General features: G+C 70.9%; 18 protein-coding genes and 1 riboswitch. Of the genes, 11 read left to right on the top strand and 7 right to left on the bottom strand.

The genetic code is table 11. The annotated features are described in order from the left end of the window. Positions 1-26 precede the first annotated feature (26 nt). The 4 genes from JK364_RS13505 to JK364_RS13520 form a co-directional block, all read right to left on the bottom strand. A complete protein-coding gene (locus JK364_RS13505) occupies positions 27-1,031 on the bottom strand; it encodes an ABC transporter permease (protein ID WP_198278392.1) in 1,005 nt (334 codons plus the stop codon). 454 nt (positions 1,032-1,485) lie between these two features. Next, a complete protein-coding gene (locus JK364_RS13510; RefSeq protein WP_201851039.1) occupies positions 1,486-2,283 on the bottom strand; it encodes an enhanced serine sensitivity protein SseB C-terminal domain-containing protein in 798 nt (265 codons plus the stop codon). Positions 2,284-2,394: 111 nt separating this feature from the next. Continuing rightward, positions 2,395-3,216, bottom strand: a complete 822-nt coding sequence (locus tag JK364_RS13515) for an enhanced serine sensitivity protein SseB (protein WP_201851041.1) — start codon at positions 3,214-3,216, stop codon at positions 2,395-2,397. 201 nt (positions 3,217-3,417) lie between these two features. Beyond that, the gene (locus JK364_RS13520) at positions 3,418-4,122 is read right to left on the bottom strand and encodes an AAA family ATPase (protein ID WP_372461947.1); all 705 of its coding nucleotides are present in this window, start codon (positions 4,120-4,122) and stop codon (positions 3,418-3,420) included. 163 nt (positions 4,123-4,285) lie between these two features. Continuing rightward, positions 4,286-4,396: riboswitch (glycine riboswitch) on the top strand. Between the two features lie 170 nt (positions 4,397-4,566). Between JK364_RS13520 and gcvT the strand changes: the two genes are divergently transcribed. The 5 genes from gcvT (at position 4,567) to JK364_RS13545 (ending at position 10,888) form a co-directional block, all read left to right on the top strand. Continuing rightward, positions 4,567-5,694, top strand: a complete 1,128-nt coding sequence (gene gcvT / locus JK364_RS13525; RefSeq protein ID WP_201851043.1) for a glycine cleavage system aminomethyltransferase GcvT — start codon at positions 4,567-4,569, stop codon at positions 5,692-5,694. A gap of 156 nt (positions 5,695-5,850) precedes the next feature. Beyond that, on the top strand, positions 5,851-6,231 hold the full coding sequence (gcvH, locus tag JK364_RS13530) for a glycine cleavage system protein GcvH (protein WP_201851044.1): 381 nt from the start codon (positions 5,851-5,853) through the stop codon (positions 6,229-6,231). Between the two features lie 26 nt (positions 6,232-6,257). Next, positions 6,258-7,523: a serine hydroxymethyltransferase gene (gene glyA / locus JK364_RS13535; RefSeq protein ID WP_201851045.1), complete on the top strand. Its 1,266-nt coding sequence runs from the start codon at positions 6,258-6,260 to the stop codon at positions 7,521-7,523. Positions 7,524-7,693: 170 nt separating this feature from the next. After that, a complete protein-coding gene (locus JK364_RS13540; protein ID WP_201851046.1) occupies positions 7,694-9,076 on the top strand; it encodes an L-serine ammonia-lyase in 1,383 nt (460 codons plus the stop codon). A gap of 15 nt (positions 9,077-9,091) precedes the next feature. Then, positions 9,092-10,888, top strand: coding sequence for a hypothetical protein (locus tag JK364_RS13545; RefSeq protein ID WP_201851048.1), 1,797 nt, complete (start codon positions 9,092-9,094; stop codon positions 10,886-10,888). Here JK364_RS13545 and JK364_RS13550 read toward each other — a convergent pair. Next, entirely contained in the window at positions 10,806-12,938 is a 2,133-nt protein-coding gene (locus JK364_RS13550; protein ID WP_201851050.1) for an ATP-binding protein, read from the bottom strand. The two genes, JK364_RS13545 and JK364_RS13550, sit on opposite strands and share 83 nt — an antisense overlap. A 240-nt stretch (positions 12,939-13,178) precedes the next feature. On the opposite strand from JK364_RS13550, the gene JK364_RS13555 reads away from it, so the two are divergent. Further along, positions 13,179-13,736 (top strand): carboxymuconolactone decarboxylase family protein, encoded by a 558-nt coding sequence (locus JK364_RS13555; protein WP_201851052.1) that lies wholly within the window; start codon positions 13,179-13,181, stop codon positions 13,734-13,736. Further along, entirely contained in the window at positions 13,733-14,590 is an 858-nt protein-coding gene (locus JK364_RS13560) for an RNA polymerase sigma-70 factor (protein WP_201851054.1), read from the top strand. Before JK364_RS13555 ends, JK364_RS13560 begins: the two co-directional genes overlap by 4 nt. On the opposite strand, the gene mca is transcribed toward JK364_RS13560, so the two are convergent. Beyond that, on the bottom strand, positions 14,547-15,452 hold the full coding sequence (gene mca, locus JK364_RS13565) for a mycothiol conjugate amidase Mca (RefSeq protein ID WP_230991937.1): 906 nt from the start codon (positions 15,450-15,452) through the stop codon (positions 14,547-14,549). The two genes, JK364_RS13560 and mca, sit on opposite strands and share 44 nt — an antisense overlap. Positions 15,453-15,593: 141 nt before the next feature. Here mca and JK364_RS13570 point away from each other — a divergent pair, with 141 nt between their 5' ends. Next, positions 15,594-16,235, top strand: coding sequence for a TetR/AcrR family transcriptional regulator (locus tag JK364_RS13570; RefSeq protein WP_201851057.1), 642 nt, complete (start codon positions 15,594-15,596; stop codon positions 16,233-16,235). A gap of 33 nt (positions 16,236-16,268) precedes the next feature. On the opposite strand, the gene JK364_RS13575 is transcribed toward JK364_RS13570, so the two are convergent. Beyond that, positions 16,269-16,817, bottom strand: coding sequence for a MarR family winged helix-turn-helix transcriptional regulator (locus JK364_RS13575; RefSeq protein ID WP_201851059.1), 549 nt, complete (start codon positions 16,815-16,817; stop codon positions 16,269-16,271). 88 nt (positions 16,818-16,905) lie between these two features. On the opposite strand from JK364_RS13575, the gene JK364_RS13580 reads away from it, so the two are divergent. The 3 genes from JK364_RS13580 to JK364_RS13590 all read left to right on the top strand — a co-directional run bounded on the left by JK364_RS13580 (position 16,906) and on the right by JK364_RS13590 (position 23,424). Continuing rightward, a complete protein-coding gene (locus JK364_RS13580; RefSeq protein ID WP_230991886.1) occupies positions 16,906-17,628 on the top strand; it encodes a DUF4386 domain-containing protein in 723 nt (240 codons plus the stop codon). A 163-nt stretch (positions 17,629-17,791) separates the two neighbouring features. Next, on the top strand, positions 17,792-23,014 hold the full coding sequence (locus JK364_RS13585; protein ID WP_201851061.1) for a DUF6531 domain-containing protein: 5,223 nt from the start codon (positions 17,792-17,794) through the stop codon (positions 23,012-23,014). A gap of 65 nt (positions 23,015-23,079) precedes the next feature. Beyond that, complete coding sequence (locus JK364_RS13590; RefSeq protein ID WP_201851063.1) at positions 23,080-23,424, top strand: hypothetical protein; 345 nt, start codon at positions 23,080-23,082, stop codon at positions 23,422-23,424. Positions 23,425-23,448: the final 24 nt, after the last annotated feature.

Consider the following 23,448-nt stretch of genomic DNA (forward strand, 5'->3'; position numbering starts at 1 on the left):
CGACCGGGCGGCCGTGTGCCGCGCCGTCATCGGGTGCCCTTCGGATCCAGTGCGTCGCGGACGCCGTCGCCGAAGAGGTTGAAGGCCAATACCGTGACGAAGATCGCCAGACCCGGGATGATCATGAACATCGGGTCGTCCTCATAGGTGCCGACCGCCTTGGAGAGCATCTGCCCCCAGGAGGCGGTGGGCGGCTTCACGCCCGCGCCGAGGAAGCTGAGCGCGGCCTCGGTGAGGATGTTGGTGGGGATCATCAGCGTCGTGTAGACGGTGATCGGCGCCACCAGGTTGGGCAGCAGCTCGCGGAAGAGGATGTAGCGCCGGCCGGCGCCCAGGCTCCGCGCGGCCTCGATGTACTCCTTCTCGCGCAGCGACAGCGTCTGGCCGCGCACGATGCGGCCGACGTACGGCCAGCCGAAGAAGCCGATGACCGAGACCAGGATCGCGATGCGCACCCCGCTGCCGGTCAGTCCCAGCAGGTCGTTGGGGAGCACCGAGACCAGGGAGATGATGAAGAGCAGCTGCGGGAAGGCCAGCAGCATGTCCATCACCCGGCTGATCAGCGAGTCCACCCAGCCGCCGAAGTACCCGGCGATGATGCCGAAAATGGTGCCGAGGACCACCGCGACCACCGCCGCGAGGAAGGCCACCAGCAGCGAGATCCGGGCGCCGTAGATGACCCGGCTGAAGACGTCGCGGCCGTTGGACGGCTCCACGCCGAAGAGGAAGTCCGAGCTGATACCGCCCAGGGATCCCTTCGGGGTGCCGAACAGCGGGTCGATCTCCTCCTGGTGGAACTCATTGGGCGGATGCCCGAGCAGACTCACGATGAGCGGAGCGAAGATCGCCACCAGCACGAGGAAGACGACAACGATGCCACCCGCCAGTGCGAGCTTGTCCCGCTTCAGGCGTGACCAGGCGATCTGCCGCAGCGATCTGCCTTCGACGGACGCTTTGACCACATCCGCCGCTACATCGGCAGTCGCGACCGGATCGCTGTCCGTGCTCGTGCCGTGCAATGGTGCCGTCATCGTGGTGGAGACCCCTCTCGACCGGTGGTGACCGGCCCACGACTCGCCGCTGTGGCGGCTTTGTTCACAACCTGGGTGAAAGTCGCGTTCTGGTACGGAACCTTTCTGGAAGGGGTCGTACGCAGGAACCGCACCCCTTGGAGCGGGAGTCTTCAACGCGTTTGTGATCACCCGCCAGTACTCCTGGACAATGGATGCCTAACCGTGATGTGAGGAGTACCGCTCCGGTATACGGACGGTCGCGACACGAGAACGCAGCAGTAACCTCCCGCCCGTAATGGGGTGTTCGGCCCGATAGGGGCGGAAGGCCGGGTGGGCAATCCCGTCAATCGGTGCGCGGCTCAGTGCGCGGCGGAACGCGGTGGCTCAGTACGTGGGACGCGGCGGCTCGGTACGCGGAGCACGGCGGCTCGGTACGCGGGGCGCGGCGGCTCAGTACGCGGGGCGCGGTGGCTCAGTACGCGGGGCGCGGTGGCGGGTAGCCGTAGCCGTACGACGGCGGCGCGGCGGACGTGGCGCCATAGGCGTCACGGTCGAAGAAGGGGCGGGCGTTGGCCCGCATCCACATGGCGACGGGGTCGTACTCGTCCGAGAGCGCGACCGTGGAGACCGGCAGCCCGTCCGGCACGGCGGTGATCGACTGCTCCATCATCACCCGCACCGACTGCACCGACGCCGCGCCGGTGTCGTACAGATCCAGGCCGATCGCCAGGTACGGGGCGCCCAGCGCGGGCTGCACCCAGACGCGCCGCAACGACCGCACCGCGGCGGTGCGATGCGCGTTCTGCCCCAACAGGGCGTAGAACTGGGGGATGTCGATGGCGGGCTCGGACAGCCGCAGCGGCCCGGCGGGCAGCCGGTCCAGACCGCCCGCGATCCGGCGCAGATCCGGCCACGGGATGCCCACTCCGCCACCGCGGGCGTGGGGGTTGAGCCAGAGGCCGTAGCGGTCGCGGTAGAGCGAGTCGGCGATGAGGCGTCCGTCGACCACCTCATGCGCGCGGTTCCAGCCACTTGCGGCCAGTTCCTGCGCGGAGGTCACACACGGGGCGTAACCGAGGCCGTCCACGTCCATGTTCCCGTACTGGGCGTCGGGCGAGCCGGGCGCGCCGTGCCACAGCAGCATCCAGACCTGGCCCTCGCCGATGGCGTGCAGCAGCGCCTCGTAGGCGTCGTACCGGCCGGGAGCGACCTGCTGCAACGCTCGCTCAACCTGGCCGGCCGCCGCCCCCCAATCCGCGCCCGCGCTCACCTGGGTCCGCCCCTTCTCATCGCCTTGCCCACACCTCACCGGGGAGCGTGCTCGCACCCCTCCTGGTCATCAAACCAGCTTACGGGCCGCGGCAGCGGACCCAGGGGTGAGTCAGAGGTCACGGTCGTAGAACGGCCGCACCCGTCCCAGCATCCAGTCGGCCACCGGATCGCCCTGCGCCACGTCCAGCAGCACCAGTTGAACCTTCCACGGCACCGGCACCGACCCGAGGGCGCGGCCCAGCGCCTCCACCGCGCGCGCCTGCCCCTCGGGGCCGGGCTCGTCGAGCTGCACACCGACGAAGAGCGCCGGCTCGTCGCCCTCGACGCTGGCCAGGGCGCGCCGGGCGGTCCGCACCCCGCTGCCCTTGCCGAACTCGATCCCGGCGGCGGCCAGGAAGTCCACCGGCTCGTCCTGCCAGTCCGGTTCGAAGAGCCGCACCCGGCCGCCGTTGGCCGGGCCGTCGAGCTCGGTACGCCCGGCGCGGCACAACTCCCGGACGGCGGGCGGAGGCAGCGGTACGACCACCGCGCCACCGGGGTTCACCGCGATGCCGAGCTGAGGCGGCAGCCCCCGGGCGAACTCCACGGCCGGGGCGACGGTGAAGGACATATGGGAGCCGACGAGCAGCAGGAACTGCTGCTCGGAGCTGAACACCGGGACATACGCGCCGCCGTCGATCTCCATCGTGGGCAGATCGAGGCTCGGGCTGCCGGGGCCCCCGCCGTTGGGCAGCGGAATCCATAGGTGGCTGCGGGAGAGCGTCTCGACGATGCGCGCTCCGGCGCCCGGGACGTCGACGGAGGCGGCCATCACCTCTTCGAGCTCATTGCCGGGAAACGCCGGATGCGCGGCATACCCGCCGTCCGGGAACCCTCCGTCCGGGAACCCTCCGTGCGCCGGGGCCACTCCGTACTGCTCCGGGAAGCTCATCTTCGTCCAACCGCCATCTCGTCCGACCTGCCCAAAGCACCCTAACCGCTGGGCGGCCCGGGACCGGAGGGGGCGGCGGCGATCTCCACAGCACTTCCCCACCTCGCCCGGACGCGCCCTCGTCACGCCGTGTGATGTCGATGGTCGATTTCCGGCCACTCGCCGGCCACTCGAGGGAGGGGCGTGATCACTCGAACGAGATCACTCGAAGGAGATGCAGCGCAGCGCGCTCGCGGTCGGCCGGTCCAGCAGCACCGCCGACGCGCACCCCCGCGGCGGCCGCCCCTCCTCCATCCCGGTGATCAGCCGCCGCATCGCGCGCAGATGCCGCCCGAAGGCGTAGGCGGAGACCCCGCGGCCGCGGGCGGACTGGCCCTCCAGCGCCTCCGTGGCGCCCACGTCCAGCAGCACCATGTGGAGGCTGCGGCCCCGGCGCCGCACGTCCCGGGCCAGCCAGCGGCGGACCCACGGCAGCGCGCCGCAGTCGTGCACCACGACACTCACGCCCGAGCGCAGCGCCCGGCGCAGCCCGGCGTAGTGGGCGTACCGGACCAGCGGGCGGTAGAGCGCGTACGGCAGCCAGCCGGGCAGCCGGCGCTCCCACATCTCACGGGTGTTCTGCGAGTCCACCCTGATCACGACCGCGCCCGTCTCGTCCAGGAGCGGCACCGTCCGATTGATCAGCGTGCTCTTGCCGCTGCCCGGCAGCCCGGATGCGACCAGCACATCCCCTGCCGGAAAGCGCAGCTCACGCGGGTCCGCGCCGCCACCCTCCACCCCGGCGCGCAAATCGTGCACCGCGCTTCTTCGACCGGGGCGGGCCGTCGACCCGGAGGGGGTGCGCCCACGCCGCGCCGGCAGGAGCCTCTGTGTTGTCGCGTACGTTCCCTGCCCATGCACCGTGATCGTCCTCCCAGGTCGGTCAACGCTGCTCGTACCCGCAGAGTGTCAAGAAAAGGTAATGTCGGGCAAGGCTGCCCCTGACCGGGCGGCCGGAACCCGGTCGGATCGGGGCTTCCCTTCTCGGCCATACATGCGATGATGTCCGCGCAACTCCATACCGGCCGCTTGAATCCGCGCGGGAGAGTCCTTGGCCATCGGCATCCGTGCCGGGTGTCCAGGGCGCCGAAGGAGCAAGTCCTCCCTTGAATCTCTCAGGCCCCGATACCGCGCGGACGAGGCAGATCTGAAAAGCGGGCCGCGCGGGCGCGGCTCCACCCAAGGTGCAAGTCGGGCCCCTTACGGGCGTCACGGCGAACCTCTCAGGTTCCGATGACAGATGGGGAGGACGCACGCGTCCTTGCCGTCCGTCCTCGCCGTGGCGCGACCCCGACCCCTGGAGCCTGAATCGTGACCGACGCCCCGCCCACCCCACGCCGTACCGCGCTGGACGCGCGGCACCGCGCGCTCGGCGCCACCATGACCGACTTCGCCGGCTGGGACATGCCGCTGCGCTACGGCAGCGAGCGCGACGAGCACACCGCGGTGCGCACCCGCGCCGGGCTCTTCGACCTCTCCCACATGGGTGAGATCTCTCTCATCGGTCCTCGGGTCGGGGACGCCCTGGACCACGCCCTGGTCGGCCGGCTGTCCGCGCTCGCCGTGGGCCGCGCCCGCTACACCATGATCTGCGACGACGAGGGCGGCATCCTGGACGACCTGATCGTCTACCGCCTCGGGGACGAGGAGTTCCTGGTCGTGGCCAACGCCGCCAACGCCCAGGTGGTGCTGGACGCGCTGACCGAGCGGGCCGGCGGTTTCGAGGCGACCGTAAGGGACGACCGCGACGCCTACGCGCTGCTCGCCGTCCAGGGGCCCGAGTCCGCGGGGATCCTGAAGCGCCTGACCGACGCCGACCTGGACGGGCTGAAGTACTACGCCGGGCTGCCGGGCACCGTCGCGGGCGTCCCCGCCATGATCGCCCGCACCGGCTACACGGGCGAGGACGGCTTCGAGCTGTTCCTGGCGCCGGACGACGCCGAGCGGGTCTGGGAGGCGCTGACCGAGGCGGGGGCCCCGGTGGGCCTGGTGCCCTGCGGTCTTTCCTGCCGGGACACCCTGCGTCTCGAGGCGGGCATGCCGCTGTACGGGAACGAGCTGACCACCGACACCACCCCCTTCGACGCGGGGCTCGGCCGGGTGGTGAAGTTCGACAAGCCGGGCGGCTTCGTCGGCCGCGAGGCCCTGGAGGCCGCGTCCCGCCAGGCGGACACCGTCACCCCGCGCACCCTGGTCGGCCTGGTCGCTTCAGGCCGCCGGGTGCCGCGCGCCGGCTACCCCGTGGTGGCCGCCGACGGCTCACCGATCGGCCGGGTCACCTCGGGCGCGCCCTCCCCGACGCTGGGCAGGCCGATCGCGATGGCGTACGTGGACCCGGAGTACGCGGGGCCCGGCGCCGAGGGGGTCTTCGTGGACATCCGCGGTACCCGGGAGCCGTACGAGGTCGTGGCGCTCCCCTTCTACAAGCGCGAGCGCTGAGCTTCTCCGAGCGCAGGCGCTGAGCTTCTCCGCGCACGTGCGGGGCCCCGGCCCATCGCGTCCCCCCGGCACCTGGGCGTCGTGTCCCTCGGCGCCGCATCCCACCAGCTAAGACCCGTTTCCCAAGCACTCCCCCGTATCCAGGAGAATCGGACCATGAGCAACCCCCAGCAGCTGCGGTACAGCAAGGAGCACGAGTGGCTGTCGGCCGCCGGCGAGGACGGCGTGTCGACGATCGGCATCACCGAATTCGCGGCCAACGCGCTCGGCGATGTCGTCTATGTCCAGCTCCCGGACGTCGGCTCCACGGTCTCCGCCGGTGACACCTGCGGTGAGCTGGAGTCCACCAAGTCGGTCAGCGACCTGTACACGCCGGTCTCCGGTGAGGTCACCGAGATCAACGAGGATGTGGTGAACGACCCGGCGCTGGTGAATTCCGCCCCCTTCGAGGGCGGCTGGCTGTTCAAGGTGAGGGTGACGAGCGCGCCGGAGGACCTGCTCTCCGCCGACGAGTACACCGCCTTCGCCGAAAACTGACCCTCCTTATTCGATCGGGACCCTCGATGTCGCTTCTGAACAGCTCCCTGCACGAGCTCGACCCGGACGTCGCCGCTGCTGTCGACGCCGAACTCCACCGCCAGCAGTCCACCCTGGAGATGATCGCCTCGGAGAACTTCGCTCCGTCGGCGGTCATGGAGGCCCAGGGCTCGGTCCTGACCAACAAGTACGCCGAGGGCTACCCCGGCCGCCGCTACTACGGCGGCTGTGAGCACGTCGACGTGGTCGAGCAGATCGCCATCGACCGGGTGAAGGAGCTCTTCGGCGCCGAGGCGGCGAACGTCCAGCCGCACTCGGGCGCCCAGGCCAACGCGGCCGCGATGTTCGCCCTGCTCTCCCCCGGCGACACCATCCTGGGGCTGAACCTGGCGCACGGCGGCCATCTGACCCACGGCATGAAGATCAACTTCTCCGGCAAGCTCTACAACGTGGTGCCCTACCACGTGGACGCCGAGACCGGTCTGGTCGACATGGACGAGGTCGAGCGGCTGGCCAAGGAGCACCGCCCCAAGCTGGTGATCGCGGGCTGGTCGGCGTACCCGCGCCAGCTGGACTTCGCCGCCTTCCGCCGGATCGCGGACGAGGTCGGCGCGTACCTGATGGTCGACATGGCCCACTTCGCGGGCCTGGTGGCGGCCGGGCTGCACCCCTCGCCCGTACCGCACGCCCATGTGGTGACCACCACCACCCACAAGACCCTGGGCGGTCCGCGCGGTGGCGTGATCCTCTCCACCGCCGACCTGGCCAAGAAGATCAACTCGGCGGTCTTCCCGGGCCAGCAGGGCGGTCCGCTGGAGCATGTGGTCGCGGCGAAGGCGGTGTCTTTCAAGGTGGCGGCGAGCGCGGCGTTCAAGGAGCGCCAGGAGCGCACGCTGGAGGGCGCCAGGATCCTCGCCGAGCGCCTGACCCAGGACGATGTCCGAGAGGTGGGCGTCGCCGTCCTCTCCGGCGGCACCGACGTCCATCTGGTCCTGGTCGATCTGCGCGACTCCGAGCTGGACGGGCGGCAGGCCGAGGACCGGCTCCACGAGGTCGGCATCACGGTCAACCGCAACGCGATCCCGAACGACCCGCGGCCCCCGATGGTCACCTCGGGTCTGCGGATCGGCACCCCGGCGCTGGCCACGCGCGGCTTCACCGCGGAGGACTTCCGCGAGGTCGCCGACGTGATCGCGGAGACGCTCAAGCCGTCGTACGACGCGGAGGCGCTGAAGGCACGGGTCACCGCCCTGGCCGACAAGCACCCGCTGTACTCGCACCTGCCCAAGTAAGCCGGAGCAACCCGGAGTAACGCGGACCCGGGGGCGCGCCCGCCCTGGCGCGCCCCCGCCACCCACCACCCGCACCAACCCACGCACCACCCGCACCACCCCATGCACGGCCCGCACGCTTCCCCGGCGGGCACACGCTTCCCCCGGCGTGCCGACGAAGGAGTCCCCCGGTGGCCATTTCCGTATTCGACCTCTTCTCGATCGGCATCGGCCCGTCCAGTTCGCACACTGTCGGCCCGATGCGGGCCGCGCGGATGTTCGTCCGCCGGCTGAAGAACGAGGGCCTGCTGGCCCACACCGCGTCCGTCCGCGCCGAGCTCTTCGGCTCCCTGGGCGCCACCGGTCATGGCCACGGCACCCCGAAGGCCGTGCTGCTGGGCCTGGAGGGCCATTCCCCGCGCGATGTCGACGTCGATACGGCCGACGGCGAGGTGGAGCGCATCCGCACCACCAAGCGGCTGCGGCTGCTCGGCGCCGAGATCGGCCCCGGCCACGAGATCGACTTCGACGACTCGGCCCAGCTGATCCTGCACCGCCGCCGCTCGCTGCCGTACCACGCCAACGGCATGACGCTGTGCGCGTACGACGCCGAGGGCCATCCGCTGCTGGAGAAGACGTACTACTCGGTCGGCGGCGGCTTCGTGGTGGACGAGGACGCGGTCGGCGAGGACCGCATCAAGCTCGACGACACCGTCCTCACCCACCCCTTCCGCACCGGCGACGAGCTGCTGCGGCTCTCCCAGGAGACGGGCCTGTCCATCTCGGCCCTGATGCTGGAGAACGAGAAGGCGTGGCGCACGGAGCAGGAGATCCGGACCGGGCTGCTGGAGATCTGGCAGGTCATGGAGGCGTGCGTGGCCCGCGGCATGTCCCAGGAGGGCATCCTGCCCGGCGGCCTCAAGGTCCGCCGCCGCGCCGCCACCGCCGCCCGCGCCCTGCGCTCCGAGGGCGACCCGGGCGCCCGTGCCATGGAGTGGATCACCCTCTACGCCATGGCGGTCAACGAGGAGAACGCGGCGGGCGGCCGCGTGGTCACCGCCCCCACCAACGGCGCGGCGGGCATCATCCCCGCCGTCCTGCACTACTACACCCGGTTCGTCCCGGGCGCCGACGAGGACGGCGTCATCCGCTTCCTCCTCGCCGCGGGCGCCATCGGCATGCTCTTCAAGGAGAACGCCTCGATCTCCGGCGCCGAGGTCGGCTGCCAGGGCGAGGTCGGCTCCGCCTGCTCGATGGCCGCCGGCGGCCTCGCCGAGGTCCTCGGCGGCTCCCCGGAGCAGGTGGAGAACGCCGCCGAGATCGGCATGGAGCACAACCTCGGCCTCACCTGCGACCCCGTCGGCGGCCTGGTCCAGATCCCCTGCATCGAGCGCAACGGCATGGCCTCGGTCAAGGCGGTCACCGCCGCGAGGATGGCCCTGCGCGGCGACGGCCGCCACCATGTCTCGCTCGACAAGGTCATCAAGACGATGAAGCAGACGGGCGCGGATATGAAGGTCAAGTACAAGGAGACGGCGCGGGGCGGGCTCGCGGTGAACGTCATCGAGTGCTGACGAAGGGGACGGCGAGTGGGATCGGCCGATGGTCCGGCGATACGGGTGCCGGTCGGGGAGGACTCGGAACGCTGGGCCAGCCGGGCGACGAGCCGACGGGTACTCCTGGTGGTGCACAACGTCACGTCCGCCGGCCGGCTGCTGGACGTGCTGCCGCTGTTCCACGACGACTTCCGGGTACAACTCCTGGTCACCTCGACCGAGTCATCCGCGTTTCAGGCCGGAATCGGCGAGTTGTTCGCGGAGTTGGGCCTGCCCGTGCTGCCCTGGGAGCAGGCATTGGCAACACCGGTCGCGCTGGCGATCGCCGCGAGCTTCGGCGGCCAACTCCAGGACATAAAAGGCAAATTGGCCATCTTGTCGCACGGAGTGGGATACACTAAGAAATTGCGCGATCCGCGATCCGCGATCCGCGATCCGCGAACCACGAACCACGAACCGACATTCGGCCTGTCGCCGGAGTGGCTGCTGGCGGACGGCAAGCCCCTCGTGGACGGCCTCGTCCTCTCACACCCGGAGCAGCTGGAGCGGTTGCGGCGGGTGTGCCCGGAAGCCGAAGGAGTATCCGCACTCGCCGGCGACCCCTGCTTCGACCGCATGCTGGCCGGGCGTCCCCACCGGGAGCGGTTCCGCCGCGCCCTGGGCGTGCGCCGGGGCCAGCGGCTCGTCGTACTGAACTCCACCTGGAATCCCGAGGGTTTCTTCGGAACCGGCGGCGACCAGGACATCCTGCCGAGCCTGCTCCCCCGGCTCGCCTCCGAGCTGCCGGCTGACGACTACCGGCTGGCGGCCGTACTGCATCCGAACATCTGGTACGGGCACGGCCCGGGGCAGATACGCGTCTGGCTGGACCGGGCCCGCCGCAGCGGACTGACCTTGATCGACCCCGTGCACGCATGGCGACAGGCCCTGCTGGCGGCGGATGTCGTCCTGGGGGATTTCGGAGCGGTGTCCTACTACGCCGCGGCGTTGGACATCCCCGTACTGCTCGCGTCCGCCACACAGGACCGGCTGGACCCGGAGGCGCCGCTCGCGACGTTCGTCCGGGAAGCCCCTCGGCTCGACCCGTACGGACCGCTGCGCGGACAGCTGGAGGACCTGCTGGCGCGGCATCGCCCGGTGGCCGGTGCGGCGGAGTTCACCAGCTCGGCCCCAGGCGCGTCGGCGGCACTGCTGCGGAGGCTCTTCTACACGCTGATGGATCTGCCGGAGCCCGCGGCTCCCGCCCTGTTGGAGCCGCTGCCGCTGCCGCCGTACGAGCCCCCACCGCGTACGGCTCCCCTGGATGTCCGGACGCGCGTCCGCGGAGCGGATATCGAGATCGAGCGCTCCACGGGGCACCCGTACGACGCGGTCGGCGAGAGGCACCTCGCCGTACATGAGGACACCCGGGACCCCAGCAGCCTGGCGCCGGCTGATGTGATCTTCCGTGAGGGGCAGCCGGACGACCCCCGCATGGGCGACCCGGAGGAGTGGACCGCCGAGGTGCTGCACCGGTATCCGCACTGCTCGCTCGCCGTCTATGTGACCGGCCCGCACAGCTGTGCCGTGCGTGGCCGGGATCACGGCGTGCTGCGGCTGTCGGCGGGCCCGGAAGCGGATGCCGATCCGGCGGCCTACGCCTCCGCGCTGTACGCGTGGCTGGCGGGCGGCGGTGCGGTGGCGCCGGGTGGGACGACGCTCCGGGTGCACGCGGCCGACCGCGTACACCCGGTGACGGTGACTCCCGTTACTCCGCCTGCTCGGCCGCCTCGCAGCGCAGCCGCAGACGGGCCAGATAGCCCAGGTGCGGAGTCGCCCTTTCCGGCCTGAGCAGGCGCTCAGCCTCAGCGATCTTCGTCAGGGCTTCGGAGTCCTCACCGGCGTCGTGCAGCGTCTCGGCGAGGTCCGTGAGGGTACGGGCCTGGTTGTACGCCTCTCCCCGCTCCGCGAAGAAGTCCCGCGCGGTCTCCAGGCGAAGGCGGGACTGCGCCAGCTGCCCCAGGCCGCGCAGGGCGCGTCCCTGGTGACGCCCGATCAAGGCGAGGGCACGCGGAAGGTCCTGCGCGCCCTCCTGGCCGGGGGTGATCCGCCGGTAGACGCCCTCCGCCTCGACGAACCGCTCGTACGCCGCCTCGTACCGCCATCGGTTCAAGCACAGCAGGCCCAGGAACTCCACGGACGACGCCTCGCCCCGTAAGTGGCCCGCGGCGCGCTCGCAGGCGACGGCCGCGCGCACCGCGTGATCGGCCTCTTCCCACCGTCCCAACTCGCCCAGGCAGTGGCCCAGTTGGAAGTGCAGTGCGCCCGCCATACGGGAACGCGGCTGATGCTCGTCGGCACACCGGGCCGCGATCCGCAGGGCGGGCAGCACCTCGTCCCAGTGTCCGGCCTTCAGCTGAAGTGGCCACAGCGCGCGGGCCACTCGCAGCGCCGTGTCGGTGTGCTGGTACTCGTCCGCCACGGAGACCGCCCGCACCAGGTTCCCGGCCTCGGCCAGCAGGGCCGCCATGCCCTCGGCCGCGTCACCGTACGGAGTCCCCCGCTCGGGTGCGGGCTCGGTCCGCCAGCTCTGCGGCAGGGCGGCGTGGGCGGCGTGCAGCGCTCGATTCAGCAGGCCGTCGAGCGCCCGTGACACCGCCGCGAAGCACTCCGGGATCCCGTGCTCGGGGCCCGCGGCGTCGGCCAGATGGCGGCGCACCTCGGGCCGGAAGCGGTAACGTCCGTCCCCCACCGACTCCACCAACTGCGCGTCCGCCGCCGCGGCGAGCATCCGGGCGGCCTCCTCCTCGGCGACGGCGGCGGCGTCCGAGGCCAGCCGGGCATCGATCGCGGGCCAGCCGCCCAGCGCGGTCAGTCGGCACAGCCGCGCCGTCCCGGGCCCGAGACGGCGACACGCGTCCTGCGTCATGGTGTGCACCGGATCGCGCCCCGGGGGCTCATCGGACGGGTCCGGGAAGGGCGGTTCGTCGGTCAGCAGGCGCATCGCCGCCGCCTTCAGGGCGAAGGCGTTGCCCGCGCAGGTGTCCAGCAGGACGGGCATCCGCGGCTTGGCCCGCGCGACCCTCTCGGGACCGGCCACCTTCCTCAGCATCCTTAAGCCGTCCCGCTCGCTCAGCGGAGGGACGGCGATGCGCTCCGCCTCCAGAGCGAACGGCGGGCCCGATGCCACCACCAGCAAGAGCACCTCCGGCGTGGCCGGAATGAGGTTGCGGACCTGCGCGACCGAGGACGCGTGGTCGATCACCACCAACGCCCTGCGGCCCGCCGTCAACCGCCGATAAAGCTGTTCACGTCCCGTCTCGGCCGGCGGAATCCGCTCGGGCTCGACGCCCATCTGCCGCAGCAGGCGCAGCAGGACGGCGGCCGGTTCCGGGCCATGGTCTCCGGCGGCGTCGCGAAGGTCGACGTAGAACTGCCCGTCGGGGTACCGCGCGATCTGGGCGGCGCCCCAGTGCAGGGCCACCGCGCTGGTGCCGATGCCGGGCGGGCCGTGCAGCAGCGCGACCCGTGGCCGCCCGTCCGCGGCGCGGGTCGCCTCCCGCTTCAGCCGCTTGAGGACGGCCTCGCGGTCGGTGAAGTCCCGCGTGGCGGGCGGCAGTCCCGCCACGGGGCGCAGCGCCACCGCCGCGTCCGGCAGGCTCCGCAGCAGAAGGGCCCACTCGCCGGATCGTCGGCCGTCTTCACTCAGGCGCGGATGCATCTGGCGCGCCAGGGCCTCCCACCCCTCCGCGGTGGCCGGCAGCGGCGTCTCCCGGCCCAGGGTCCGTCTCACCAGCGCCCCCGTCGACAGGAGCACCTGCTTGCCGACTTCTCCGGCCGCGCCGTTCCCCGCCGCCGCGAGGAATGCGGTAAGCGCGCCCACTGTGACGATCTCGATCACACCGGCCCCTCCCCTGGTCCCGGTCCGGTCCCTGGCCGGACTGTATCCCCGCGGTACCCGCCCCGGAAAACCATTCGGCCTCGGCGGCCTCGTCCACGGCCGGCCTGGTGCGCGCGCGGTGAACGTCATCGAGTGCTGAATCGGCCCTAGCGGCCGGGCGGATGTCACACTCCGGCGGGCCGCCCTGTCGTACCTGCGGAAGCATTGCCACCACAGGTACGACACGATGGAGAACCCGCCATGGCCCGTATCCCGCTCACCCCGCCCAGCACCCTGCTCAACCGCATCGGCGCCTGGTACTCCCGGCGCACCTACGGCAAGGTGCTCGACCCCGGTCTGGCCGTCGGCCACAATCCGCGGGTGCTGCTCACCTACGTACGGCAGGAGCGCGGCGCCGCCAAGTGGAACCGCCTCGACCCGGGCCTCAAGCACCTCGCGGTCATGGCCGCGGCGGCCAGGATCAACTGTTCGTGGTGCATGGACTTCGGCCACTGGGAGGCCGACAACCTGGGGCTGCCGATGGACAAGATCTCCAAGGTGCCGCGGTGGCGCGACCACCAGGAGGCCTTCACCGATCTTGAGCTGCTCGTCCTGGACTACGCCGAGGCGATGACCGAGACCGAGCCCCGCGTGACCGATGAGCTCGCGGCCGCCCTGATCGAGCGGCTGGGTGAGGCGGCGTTCGTCGAACTCACCGCCATGGTCGGCCTGGAGAACTACCGCTCGCGCGTCAACAGCGCCTTCGGCCTGACCAGCCAGGGCTTCTCGGACGCCTGCGAGGTACCGTCGCGGGCGTGATCGACACGACCACCTTCGAAGAGCACCGGCGGATGCTGTTCGGCATCGCCTACCGCATGCTCGGCTCCGTCGCCGATGCCGAGGACGTGGTGCAGGACGCCTGGCTGCGCTGCAGTCAGGTGTCCACGCCGGTGCAGAACCCGGCGGGCTATCTGGCCCGTACGGTCACCAACCTCGCGCTCAACCGGCTCACCTCGGCCGCCGCCACCCGCGAGCGGTACGTCGGGCCCTGGCTGCCCGAGCCGCTGGTCACCCGGCCGGACATCGGCGAGGAGGTGGAGCTGGCCGAGTCCGTCTCGCTCGCCATGCTCGTCGTCCTGGAGAGTCTGTCGCCGCTGGAACGGGCGGTCTTCGTGCTCAAGGAGGTGTTCGGCTTCTCCTTCCGGGAAATCGCCGGAATGCTGGACCGCGGCGAGGCGGCCGTACGGCAGGTGGGCAGCCGGGCCAGGGCCCATGTCCGGGCCCGCCGACCGCGTTACGACGCCCCGGCGGAGGTGCGGCGGCACGTCACCGAGGAGTTCCTGGCGGCGTGTCTCGGCGGCGATCTGAACCGCATGATGGAGCTGCTCGCCCCCGATGTGACGGCGTGGAGCGACGGCGGCGGCAAGGTGAAGGCCGCCCTCCGCCCGCAGCGGGGCGCGGACAAGGTCGCCCGTTTCCTCGCCGCCGTCATCGCCCAGCCGATGGAGGACCCCCAGGTGCACCTGGTGGACGTCAACGGCCGGCCGGGACTGCTGCTCACGGTCGCGGGCCGCCCGGACACGGTCGCCTGTGCGGAGGTCGAGGGCGGGCGCATCACCGAGATCCGCATCATCCGCAACCCGGAGAAGCTGCGGCACCTGCCGCCGCCGTAGGCCGCTCGGGGCGCCGCACCCCGGCGAACAGGTCGTCCTCGGGAGTCGCGACGCCGACGTCGACAACGACGTGGGACCGGGCCAGGTGGTAGTCCTCAGTGGGCCAGACCTGCCGCTCAACGTCACGATCGTGACGCATGAACCCGGCGTTCGGGTCGATCTGCGTGGCGTGCGCGAGCAGCGCCCGGTCCCTGGTCGCGAAGTACTCCGCGCACGGCACCCGCGTGGTGATCTCCAGCCCGGACCCGGACCCCGCCTCGGGCAGTTCGGCCAGTACCTCCCCCATGCCCGAGTCCATGCCCCGCGCGATCAGGGCATCGTGCATGGCCTGGAACCAGGGCCGCGACAAACCGCCCTGGTAGTACAGCTTCAACGGCCGCCAGGGCACACCCGCCCCGGGATGGCGGCCGGCCTCCCCCACCGCGTCGAAGGCGGCGGCCGTCACCTCATGGGTCCTGATGTGATCCGGGTGCGGATAGCCGCCGGTCTCGTCGTACGTGACGACCACATGCGGGCGGAAACTCCGCATCAGCCCCACCAGGCGCCCGGCCGCCTCCTCCAGCGGTGCGAGCGCGAAACAGCCCTCGGGCAGCGGCTCGCCCGGCCCCGGGAGCCCCGAGTCGACGAACCCCAGAAAGTGCTGCCGGACCCCCAGGATCCGGCGGGCCTCCGCCATCTCGTCCCGCCGGATCGCGGCGAGGTTCTCCCGCACACCGGGCCGGTCCATGGCGGGGTTGAGCACATCGCCACGCTCCCCTCCGGTGCAGGTGACCACCAGCACCTCCACCCCCTCGGCGGCGTACTTGGCCAGCGTGGCCGCGCCCTTGCTGGACTCGTCGTCGGGGTGGGCGTGCACGCTCATCAGCCGCAGGTTCAAGCGCACTCCTCGGGATGGTCCGTAGTGACATCGGGATGGTCCGTGGTGACGGACGGATAGAAAAATAGCCCGAACCCAAATTTAGGTCAACCACAATCTTAGAACCGCCCATGCGAGGATGGGGCCATGACAGCAGGACTGCGTGAGCTGAAGAAGCGGCAGACGCGCCAGATGATCTCCGACACCGCGACCCGGCTCTTCATGGAGCGCGGCTTCGAGGCGGTGACCATCGCCGAGATCGCGACGGCCGCCCAGGTGGCCAAGATGACGGTCACGAACTACTTCCCGCGCAAGGAAGACCTGGCCCTCGACTACCACGAGACCATCACCACCGCCCTGGCCCGGACCGTCGCGGACCGCCCGACCGGGGAATCCGCCCTGACCGCGCTGCGCCGCGCATACCTGGCCGCGGTCGAACGTCACGACCCCGTCGCCGGCTTCTCCAGCCCGGAGTTCGCCCGCATGCTCACCGACAGCCCCACCCTCACCGCGAGACTCCGCGAACTGCACGACCAACGCGAGGAAGCCCTGGCCGAAGTCCTCACCGCCGAAACCACGGCCACCCCCGACGACCCCACCCCCGACGACCTCACCCCCCGAGCCGCGGCCGCCCTCCTCACCGCCGCCCACCGCACCCTGTTCCACCACGTCCAGGCCCTCACCCGCGCAGGCCACCCCACCGAGGAAATCGCCACCGCGGCAACCCGATCGGCCGAGCAGGTCTTCGACCTGCTGGAGCCGTCCTTGGGCGACTACGCGGTGCGCTGACGTCGATCCGCGGGCCCGGCCGAACCGGCTCAGCTAGCGTCCGCTCCGGCGGCCTGCCCGGCGGCCGGTGCGTTCGGTGCGTTCGGTGCGCATCGAGCGGAAGCCGGGGTGAACGCCGGGGCTGAGGCCTTGGCGGTCCGCCAACCGCCGCAGCAGGCCGGTCAATTGATCCCGCTCCTGCCCCGATAGGCCATCGGTCAGCCGGCACTCGTGCTCCGCGCCCACCTTCCGCAGCCCTTCCAGCAACTTCCCGCCCTCGTCGGTCAGATGGACCTCGTACAGGCGCCGGTCGGCAGGGTTCCTGCGGCGCTCGATCAACCCGCGCTCCTCCAGTTCGTCGGCGAAGGCGACGAATCGGCTCGGCGGCATGCCCAGGTCGTCGGCGAGCTCGCGCTGGCTGCGGCCCGGTGAGTCGGCCAGCAGCCGGAGCAGGCCGCTCTGCGGCGGGGTCAGATCCAGCTCGGCGAGGCGTTCGGCGAACAGCTCGGCGGCGTGGGCGCCGAGCTGGGCGAGCAGGAAGGCGGCACCGGTCGGGGGCGGGGGCGGGCCCGGTGGCCGTTCACCTTCGTTGGTCATTCCCATGCGGACATCATACTCGCTTGACAATCGTTTCATCTTGTAATCATTCTCTTCTGTATCGGTTGCCCGACCGACCAACGGAGGAGAAGCCATGCCCAGCACGACCCCCCGGACGTCCCCCACCCCTTCCATCCGGACCGCCCCCGGCGAGCACACCCCCACCCGCCGCCCGCAGGGCGGACCCCCGCTGCTGGCACCCGTGCTCGCGTTCGCCGTCCTGACCATCAGCTACGTCGTCGTCAACAGCTCGATCCCACGCCCCGACGCCTCCGGCGAGGAGGTCCTGCGGTACGCCCGGGACAACGGCACCACCATCGAGCTGGGTTCGCTCCTGCTCCTCGCCTCGGCCACGCCACTGGCGCTCCTGGCGGCGGTGCTCTACCGACGGCTGCGAGCACTGGGCATCACCGCACCGGGCTCGGCGATCACGCTGGTGGGCGGGGTGCTGGCGGCCGTGGCGCTGAGCGGCAGCGCGCTGTTCGGCTGGGCCGGCGGCCGTCTGCCCATGGACGCCGATCCGGCCCTGGCCCGCGCGCTGGCCGACCTGTCGTTCCTGTCGGGCGGTGTCGCCTACTCGGTGACATTCGCGATGCTCGTCTCCGGCGTCTCGGTGACCGGGCTGATGACCCGCCTGCTGCCCCGCCCGCTGACCTGGACCGGGCTGGCGCTGGCCGCCGCGGGCATGGTCTCCCTGCTCTCGCTGATCGCCGACCCGTTCGCCTACCTGCTGCCGGTCGTCCGCTTCGGCGGGCTCATCTGGCTGGTCATCGCCGCGTTCCTGCTGCCCCGTACCCGCCCGTCCCGGCATCAGTGAGCGTCACCAGTGAGCGTCGGACGCGCGGACACGCCGAGGACACCCACAGAGCGCACGCCGGTTATCCACAGGACCATGAAGTCCCTTGTACGTGACCGCTGTTCGACTTAGCGTGACGGATCACTGGCAACGTTGAGGGGGGGCGCGGGGCGTGGCGTTCTGGATGGCTGCGACGTCGATATGGGCCGTGCTGCAACTGTTGTTGCTGTCCTGGCCGGTGCGGACGGCGCGGTGGCCGACGGTGCTGCTCGCCTTCGGGGTGGGCGCTTACGGCTGCGGTGTGCTCTCGATGGTGCTGGAGCTCGTGGTGGCACGGCAGTTGGCCACCGCGAGGGGGACGTCGCTGTCGGGCGTCATGGACGAGGTGTCGTGGACGACGGCTCCGGTGGTGGAGGAGCTGATCAAGATCGCGCCGCTCCTGGTCGCGGGGTGGGCGCTGCGCCGGCGGATGCAGTGGGGTCTGGCGGACTTCGTGGTGCTGGGCGGGGCCGCCGGGGCCGGATTCGGTCTGCTGGAAAAGCTTCTGATGTACGCCGAGTCCGCCGGTAAGGCCGTTCCCCTGGATGAGGGCGGCTGGCAGATCGCGGAGGGGCTGATCGACCACCCGTATGTTCCCGGCCCCGGGCAGATCGTCGGCAGCTGGTTCCCCGCACCGACCGGCACCGTCGAGGTCGGAGGGCCGGTACTCCCCTACGAGGCGCATATCTTCACCAGCGCGCTGGCCGGGCTGGGGGTGGGCCTGCTGTGGTGTGGTGCCCGCGTAGTGACCCGGGTCGCGGCACTGGTGCCGCTGGCCGGGGCGGTGGCGATCCACTGGGTGACCAATTACGCCGCGGTCTTCCAGGGCAATGAATCGGCGATGGAGTGGCGGGAGCGGCTGGCCGGGGAGTGGGGGCTGTGGATCATCCTGGGGTGCCTTGCCGCCGCGTGGGTCTGGGATCTGCGCCGGTCCCGCCTGGGCCGGCGCCGCGCGCCCGACGTCGCGCTGGCGGCCGAGCGCCAGGGCCGGACCGCCCTGGAAACTCTCTCCGGGTACGCCCTGCTGCGTCTACCGGCCACCTGGTTGATCGCCCTGGGCTACGCCCGGCGGCGCCGGGCGCTGCTGTACGCCACGGCCCACCCCCGTATCCGCGCGGAGACGCTGGAGCCGCTGCGCGAGTCGGTCGTCGAGCGGACCCACCGTATGGACGCCACCCACAGCCAGGAGGCATGGCGTGGCGTGACCTTACGGCAGCTGTGGCACCGGGCCCGGGAGCAGCGCCTCCGCTGGCCGCGGCACGAGAAGGTGCTTCTGGTGCTCAGCCTGCTGCTGGCCGTCCCCTCCGTGGCGTATCTGGCGGTGGGCTCCTTCCCGTCCACGAAGGATCTGCAGGAGTACTTCACCGGGGGTACCGGGCTGCGCATTCTGGTCGGCGTCGGTCTGGGCGGGCTGGCCCTGACCCTGTGGCGCCTGATCTCCGCCGTACGCGGCTATCGGACCGCGGGCGCGGCCCCGCTGGGCGAGGCCGTCGCCCTGGTCCAGTTCCGCATCGCCGTCTGCGCGGGCTCGCTCGTCGTCGGCGTCCTGCTGCTGTCCCGCTGGTCGGCCATCGCGGACGGCGAGGCCCCGCTCGCCGGCTACGACATCCTTGGCACCGATCGTTTCCTCCTGGAAAAGCTCCTTGAGACCGGCCTTCCCCTCCTCCTCACCCTCGCCATGTTCGCCATGCCCTACGCGCTGCCGCTTGAGCTCGCCATGGGCGGAGGGCTGGCGGAGTCCCTGCTGATGGGCCTCGCCCCGCGCGCCCTGGCCCCGGTCGCCTCCCGCATCGGAGCCAGGCTGGCGGCGCGTGAGGCGACGCAGTGGGCGCGCGGTGCGCTCCGGAGCCGTGGCCGGGGGGTGTTCTCCCGTACCTGGGACCGGGTGCGGCACGGCCGTACCGATCCGGTGGATCTGGCGACCGGGCGGATGTTCCTGCCGCAGACGGATGTGGAGCTGCCGGGTGTGCTGCCGCTGGTGTTCTCCCGCCGGGTGGACTCCGGGTACCGCGCCGGGCGGTGGTTCGGCCCGACCTGGGCGTCGACGGCCGACCAGCGACTGGAGTCCGACGAGCAGGGCGTGGTCTTCTTCACCGAGGACGGTCTGCTGCTGGCCTATCCGCATCCGGTGCCGGGCGGCGCCGCGGTCCTGCCCGCGGAGGGTCCGCGGTGGCCGCTGGCACGGACGGCGGACGGCGGTGCGTACACCCTCACCGACCCGGACGCCGGGCTCGTCCGCACCTTCACCCCGCACCATGACCAGGCGCTGCTGCGGGAGATCGCCGACCGCAACGGCAACCGCGTCACCTTCGCCTATGACGCTTCCGGCACCCCCCTCGAGATCCTCCACAGCGGTGGCTACCGGCTGCGGCTGACGTCGGAGCACGAGCGGATCACCGGCCTGTGGGTGGGGGACGTACGGGTGAGGGGCTTCGGCTACACCGATGGCCAACTCACCGAGGTCACGGGCTCCTCGGGCCTGCCGCTGCGTTTCGTCTACGACCGGGCCGGACGGGTCACGTCCTGGATCGACACCAACAACCGCTGGTACTCCTACGCCTACGACGAGCGGGACCGGGTCGTCGCCGAGGGCGGCGAGGGCGGCCACTACACCCTCCGCATCGGCTACGACGGAGTCGACCCGGACTTCCCGGGCCTGAAGGTCACGGCCCTGACCTCACCGGACGGTGCGATCACCCGCTATCTGATCGACGAGGCGCACCAGGTCGTCGGGGAGATCGACGCGTCCGGCGCGGTCAGCCGCACGATGTACGACCAAGCGGGCCGTACGGTCGCCGAAACCGACCCGCTGGGCCGCACCACCGGCCTGCGCTACGACGAGCACGGGCATCTGACGGCCGTGATCCGGCCGGACGGCAGCGAGATCAGCGCGGAGCTCGACACACAGGGCAACCCTCTGCGGATCACCGACCCGGGCGGCGCGGTGTGGCACCAGACCTTCGACACGGCGGGCAACCGCACCACCCTCACCGACCCGCTCGCCGCCACCACCCGCTACCTCTACGACGAGCGCGGAGGTCTGCTCGCCGTCACCGACCCGCTGGGAGCCACGACCCGGGTGCGCTGCGACGGGGCCGGGCTCCCCATCGAGATCACCGACCCGCTGGGAGCCACGACCCGCTATCAGCGGGACGCGTTCGGCCGCGTCGTGGCCGAGACGGACCCGCTGGGCGCGGTGACCCGCTACGACTGGAGCCCGGAGGGCAAACTCCTGCGCCGCACCGGTCCGGATGGCTCGGCGGAGTCCTGGACGTACGACGGCGAGGGCAACCGCACCACCCACACCGACCCTGTCGGCGGTACGACGGTGTACGAGTACACCCACTTCGACCTGCTGGCCGCCCGCACGGGCCCGGACAGGGTCCGCTATACGTTCGCCTACGATGCGGCGACACGGCTGACCCAGGTCACCAACCCCCAGGGGCTGACGTGGGATTACGTCTATGACCCGGCAGGCCATCTGATAGCGGAGACGGACTTCGACGGCCGAAGGGTGACCTACGAACACGACGCGGCGGGCCAACTCCTCTCGCGTACCGACCCGCTGGGCCAACGCACCGGCTACGTCTACGACGCGCTCGGCCGCATAGTGACCCAGGACGCCGCCGGGCGGGTATCGGCCTTCCGCTGGGGCGCGGCCGGAGAACTCCTGGAGGCCGTAGGCCCGGACACCGAGCTGACCCGGGCCTACGACCCCGTGGGCCGCATGCTGTCCGAGACGGTGGGCGGCCGCACCCTGCACCTGGCCTACGACCCGGCAGGACAGCTTGTCCGCCGCCGCACTCCGGCCGGAGCGGTGACAACTTACGGCTACGACGCGGCGGGCAACCGCACCGCCCTGACCGCCGGGAACCACACCCTCACCTCGGCACACGACGCGGCGGGCCGCGAAACCACGCGCCGTATCGGCGACGCCCTCACCCTCACCAGCACCTGGGACCGGCTCGGCCGCCTGACCGCGCAATCACTGACCGGCGCACCCAGCCATATCCACCGGGCGTACGCCTATCGAGCCGACGGCCACCTCATCGCGATGGACGACCACAGGTCGGGCCGACGCACCTTCGAACTCGACGTTGTGGGCCGGGTCACCGCCGTCCACGCCCACGACTGGACCGAGACCTACGCCTACGACACAGCGGGCAACCAAACACACGCGAACTGGCCGAGCACACAACCCGCCCAGGAGGCGACAGGCCCCCGCACCTACACCGGCACGCGCATCACCGGCGCGGGCTCGGTCCGCTACGAACACGACGCGGCGGGCCGCCTCACCCTCCGCCAAAAAACCCGCCTGTCGAAGAAGCCCGACACCTGGCGCTACACCTGGAACGCCGAAGACCGCCTGGTATCGGTCACCACCCCCGACGGCACGGTCTGGCGCTACCTCTATGACCCGTTCGGCCGCCGCACCACCAAACAACGCCTCGCGGCCGACGACGAAACCGTCCTGGAACAAACGGATTTCACCTGGGACGGCCCCACCCTGGTGGAACAAACCACCACCACCCCGGACCTCCCCCATCCCGTCACTCTCACCTGGGACCACGACGGCCTGTGCCCGGTAGCCCAAACCGAACGCATCACCGAAGCCACCACCCAACGCGAAATCGACACCCGCTTCTTCGCAATCGTCACCGACCTGATCGGCACCCCCACTGAACTCATCGATGATTCAGGCACCACCGCCTGGCACACCCGCACAACCCTCTGGGGCAACACGACCTGGGCCGCCGACAGCACGGCCTATACCCCTCTCCGCTTCCCCGGCCAATACTTCGACCCCGAAACCGGCCACCACTACAATTTCCACCGCTACTACGACCCAGATTCCGCCCGCTACCTAACCCCCGACCCCCTGGGCCTCGCCCCAGCCCCCAACCCCTTCACGTACGTCCACAATCCTCATGTTTCGCTGGACCCTGACGGTCTCGCGCCATGCCGCCCCGGTCCGGGGGCGCTCATACAGGATGAGCAGAGGGGCACAGGGAATGTCTGGACGAAGGACCTGAGCCATGTGACCGGCAAGACGGCACGGTCACGGAATCGGGCGATCGACGCCATGATCAGAGAGGATTTCCAGCACCTGCGGTTCACGCATCGACCCCGGTACAGTCCCTGGGCAAGCACGGGAATCGCCAAAAATAATGTGGGCACTCAAGTCGGATGGAAGTCATTTGCCAGCAGGGACGAGTTGCGTAACACACTCGTGCATGAGGAACTCCACCACCGCTGGTACGGGCGCGGCATCCCCGGTGGCACACATCACCCTCGCGACGGCTCCGGCATGTCCGCGCAATTCTATGAAACGGTGGACAGATACATGAGAATGCGAGGCTGGCGATGATTGAGCAGGCAGCCAGGCTCATTGAGCCGTGTGGCGATTGCGGTCGACCGTGCGAAGGGTGGGCGGTGCAATTGGTGAAGGAGGGCAGGCTCCGTTGGGAGCTTGAGTGGGCCTGCGACGACTGTGGCGTTTCGCACGACGGTGATTGGGGCGTCGCTCCGGACGAAGTGCGGCGGCCCATCCTGGCCGAGCACGGGTATCGGCGACTCCGGGTCGAGGGGCCGATCAGTTCAGGAGGAAAGGTCCTCAGAGCGTTCCGCAATGCCTTCGGGGTATCTATCGGCGAGGCAAAGCAATCGGCCAAGGAGCTCACCGGGAAAGAGGGATATCGGGGAACCCTGGTAGAGGTTTCCCTGCTTGCTGAACTTCTCGGGGCGTCCGGCATCGCCACAACGATTGACCATGCCTGACGCCCATCGACCAAGACCGGCGCC

This window comes from Streptomyces endocoffeicus (assembly GCF_016741935.1).
Lineage (GTDB): Bacteria > Actinomycetota > Actinomycetes > Streptomycetales > Streptomycetaceae > Streptomyces > Streptomyces endocoffeicus.

What these genes read in the sequence shown, in the direction of transcription:
- gcvH (WP_201851044.1), top strand. Translation starts at nt 5,851, where the DNA reads ATGAGCAACCCCCAGCAGCTGCGGTACAGCAAGGAGCACGAGTGGCTG.
- mca (WP_230991937.1), bottom strand. Translation starts at nt 15,452, where the DNA reads ATGAGCGTGCACGCCCACCCCGACGACGAGTCCAGCAAGGGCGCGGCC.
- JK364_RS13505 (WP_198278392.1), bottom strand. Translation starts at nt 1,031, where the DNA reads ATGACGGCACCATTGCACGGCACGAGCACGGACAGCGATCCGGTCGCG.
- JK364_RS13580 (WP_230991886.1), top strand. Translation starts at nt 16,906, where the DNA reads ATGCCCAGCACGACCCCCCGGACGTCCCCCACCCCTTCCATCCGGACC.
- JK364_RS13515 (WP_201851041.1), bottom strand. Translation starts at nt 3,216, where the DNA reads ATGAGCTTCCCGGAGCAGTACGGAGTGGCCCCGGCGCACGGAGGGTTC.
- JK364_RS13575 (WP_201851059.1), bottom strand. Translation starts at nt 16,817, where the DNA reads ATGGGAATGACCAACGAAGGTGAACGGCCACCGGGCCCGCCCCCGCCC.
- JK364_RS13570 (WP_201851057.1), top strand. Translation starts at nt 15,594, where the DNA reads ATGACAGCAGGACTGCGTGAGCTGAAGAAGCGGCAGACGCGCCAGATG.
- JK364_RS13555 (WP_201851052.1), top strand. Translation starts at nt 13,179, where the DNA reads ATGGCCCGTATCCCGCTCACCCCGCCCAGCACCCTGCTCAACCGCATC.
- JK364_RS13585 (WP_201851061.1), top strand. Translation starts at nt 17,792, where the DNA reads ATGGCTGCGACGTCGATATGGGCCGTGCTGCAACTGTTGTTGCTGTCC.
- glyA (WP_201851045.1), top strand. Translation starts at nt 6,258, where the DNA reads ATGTCGCTTCTGAACAGCTCCCTGCACGAGCTCGACCCGGACGTCGCC.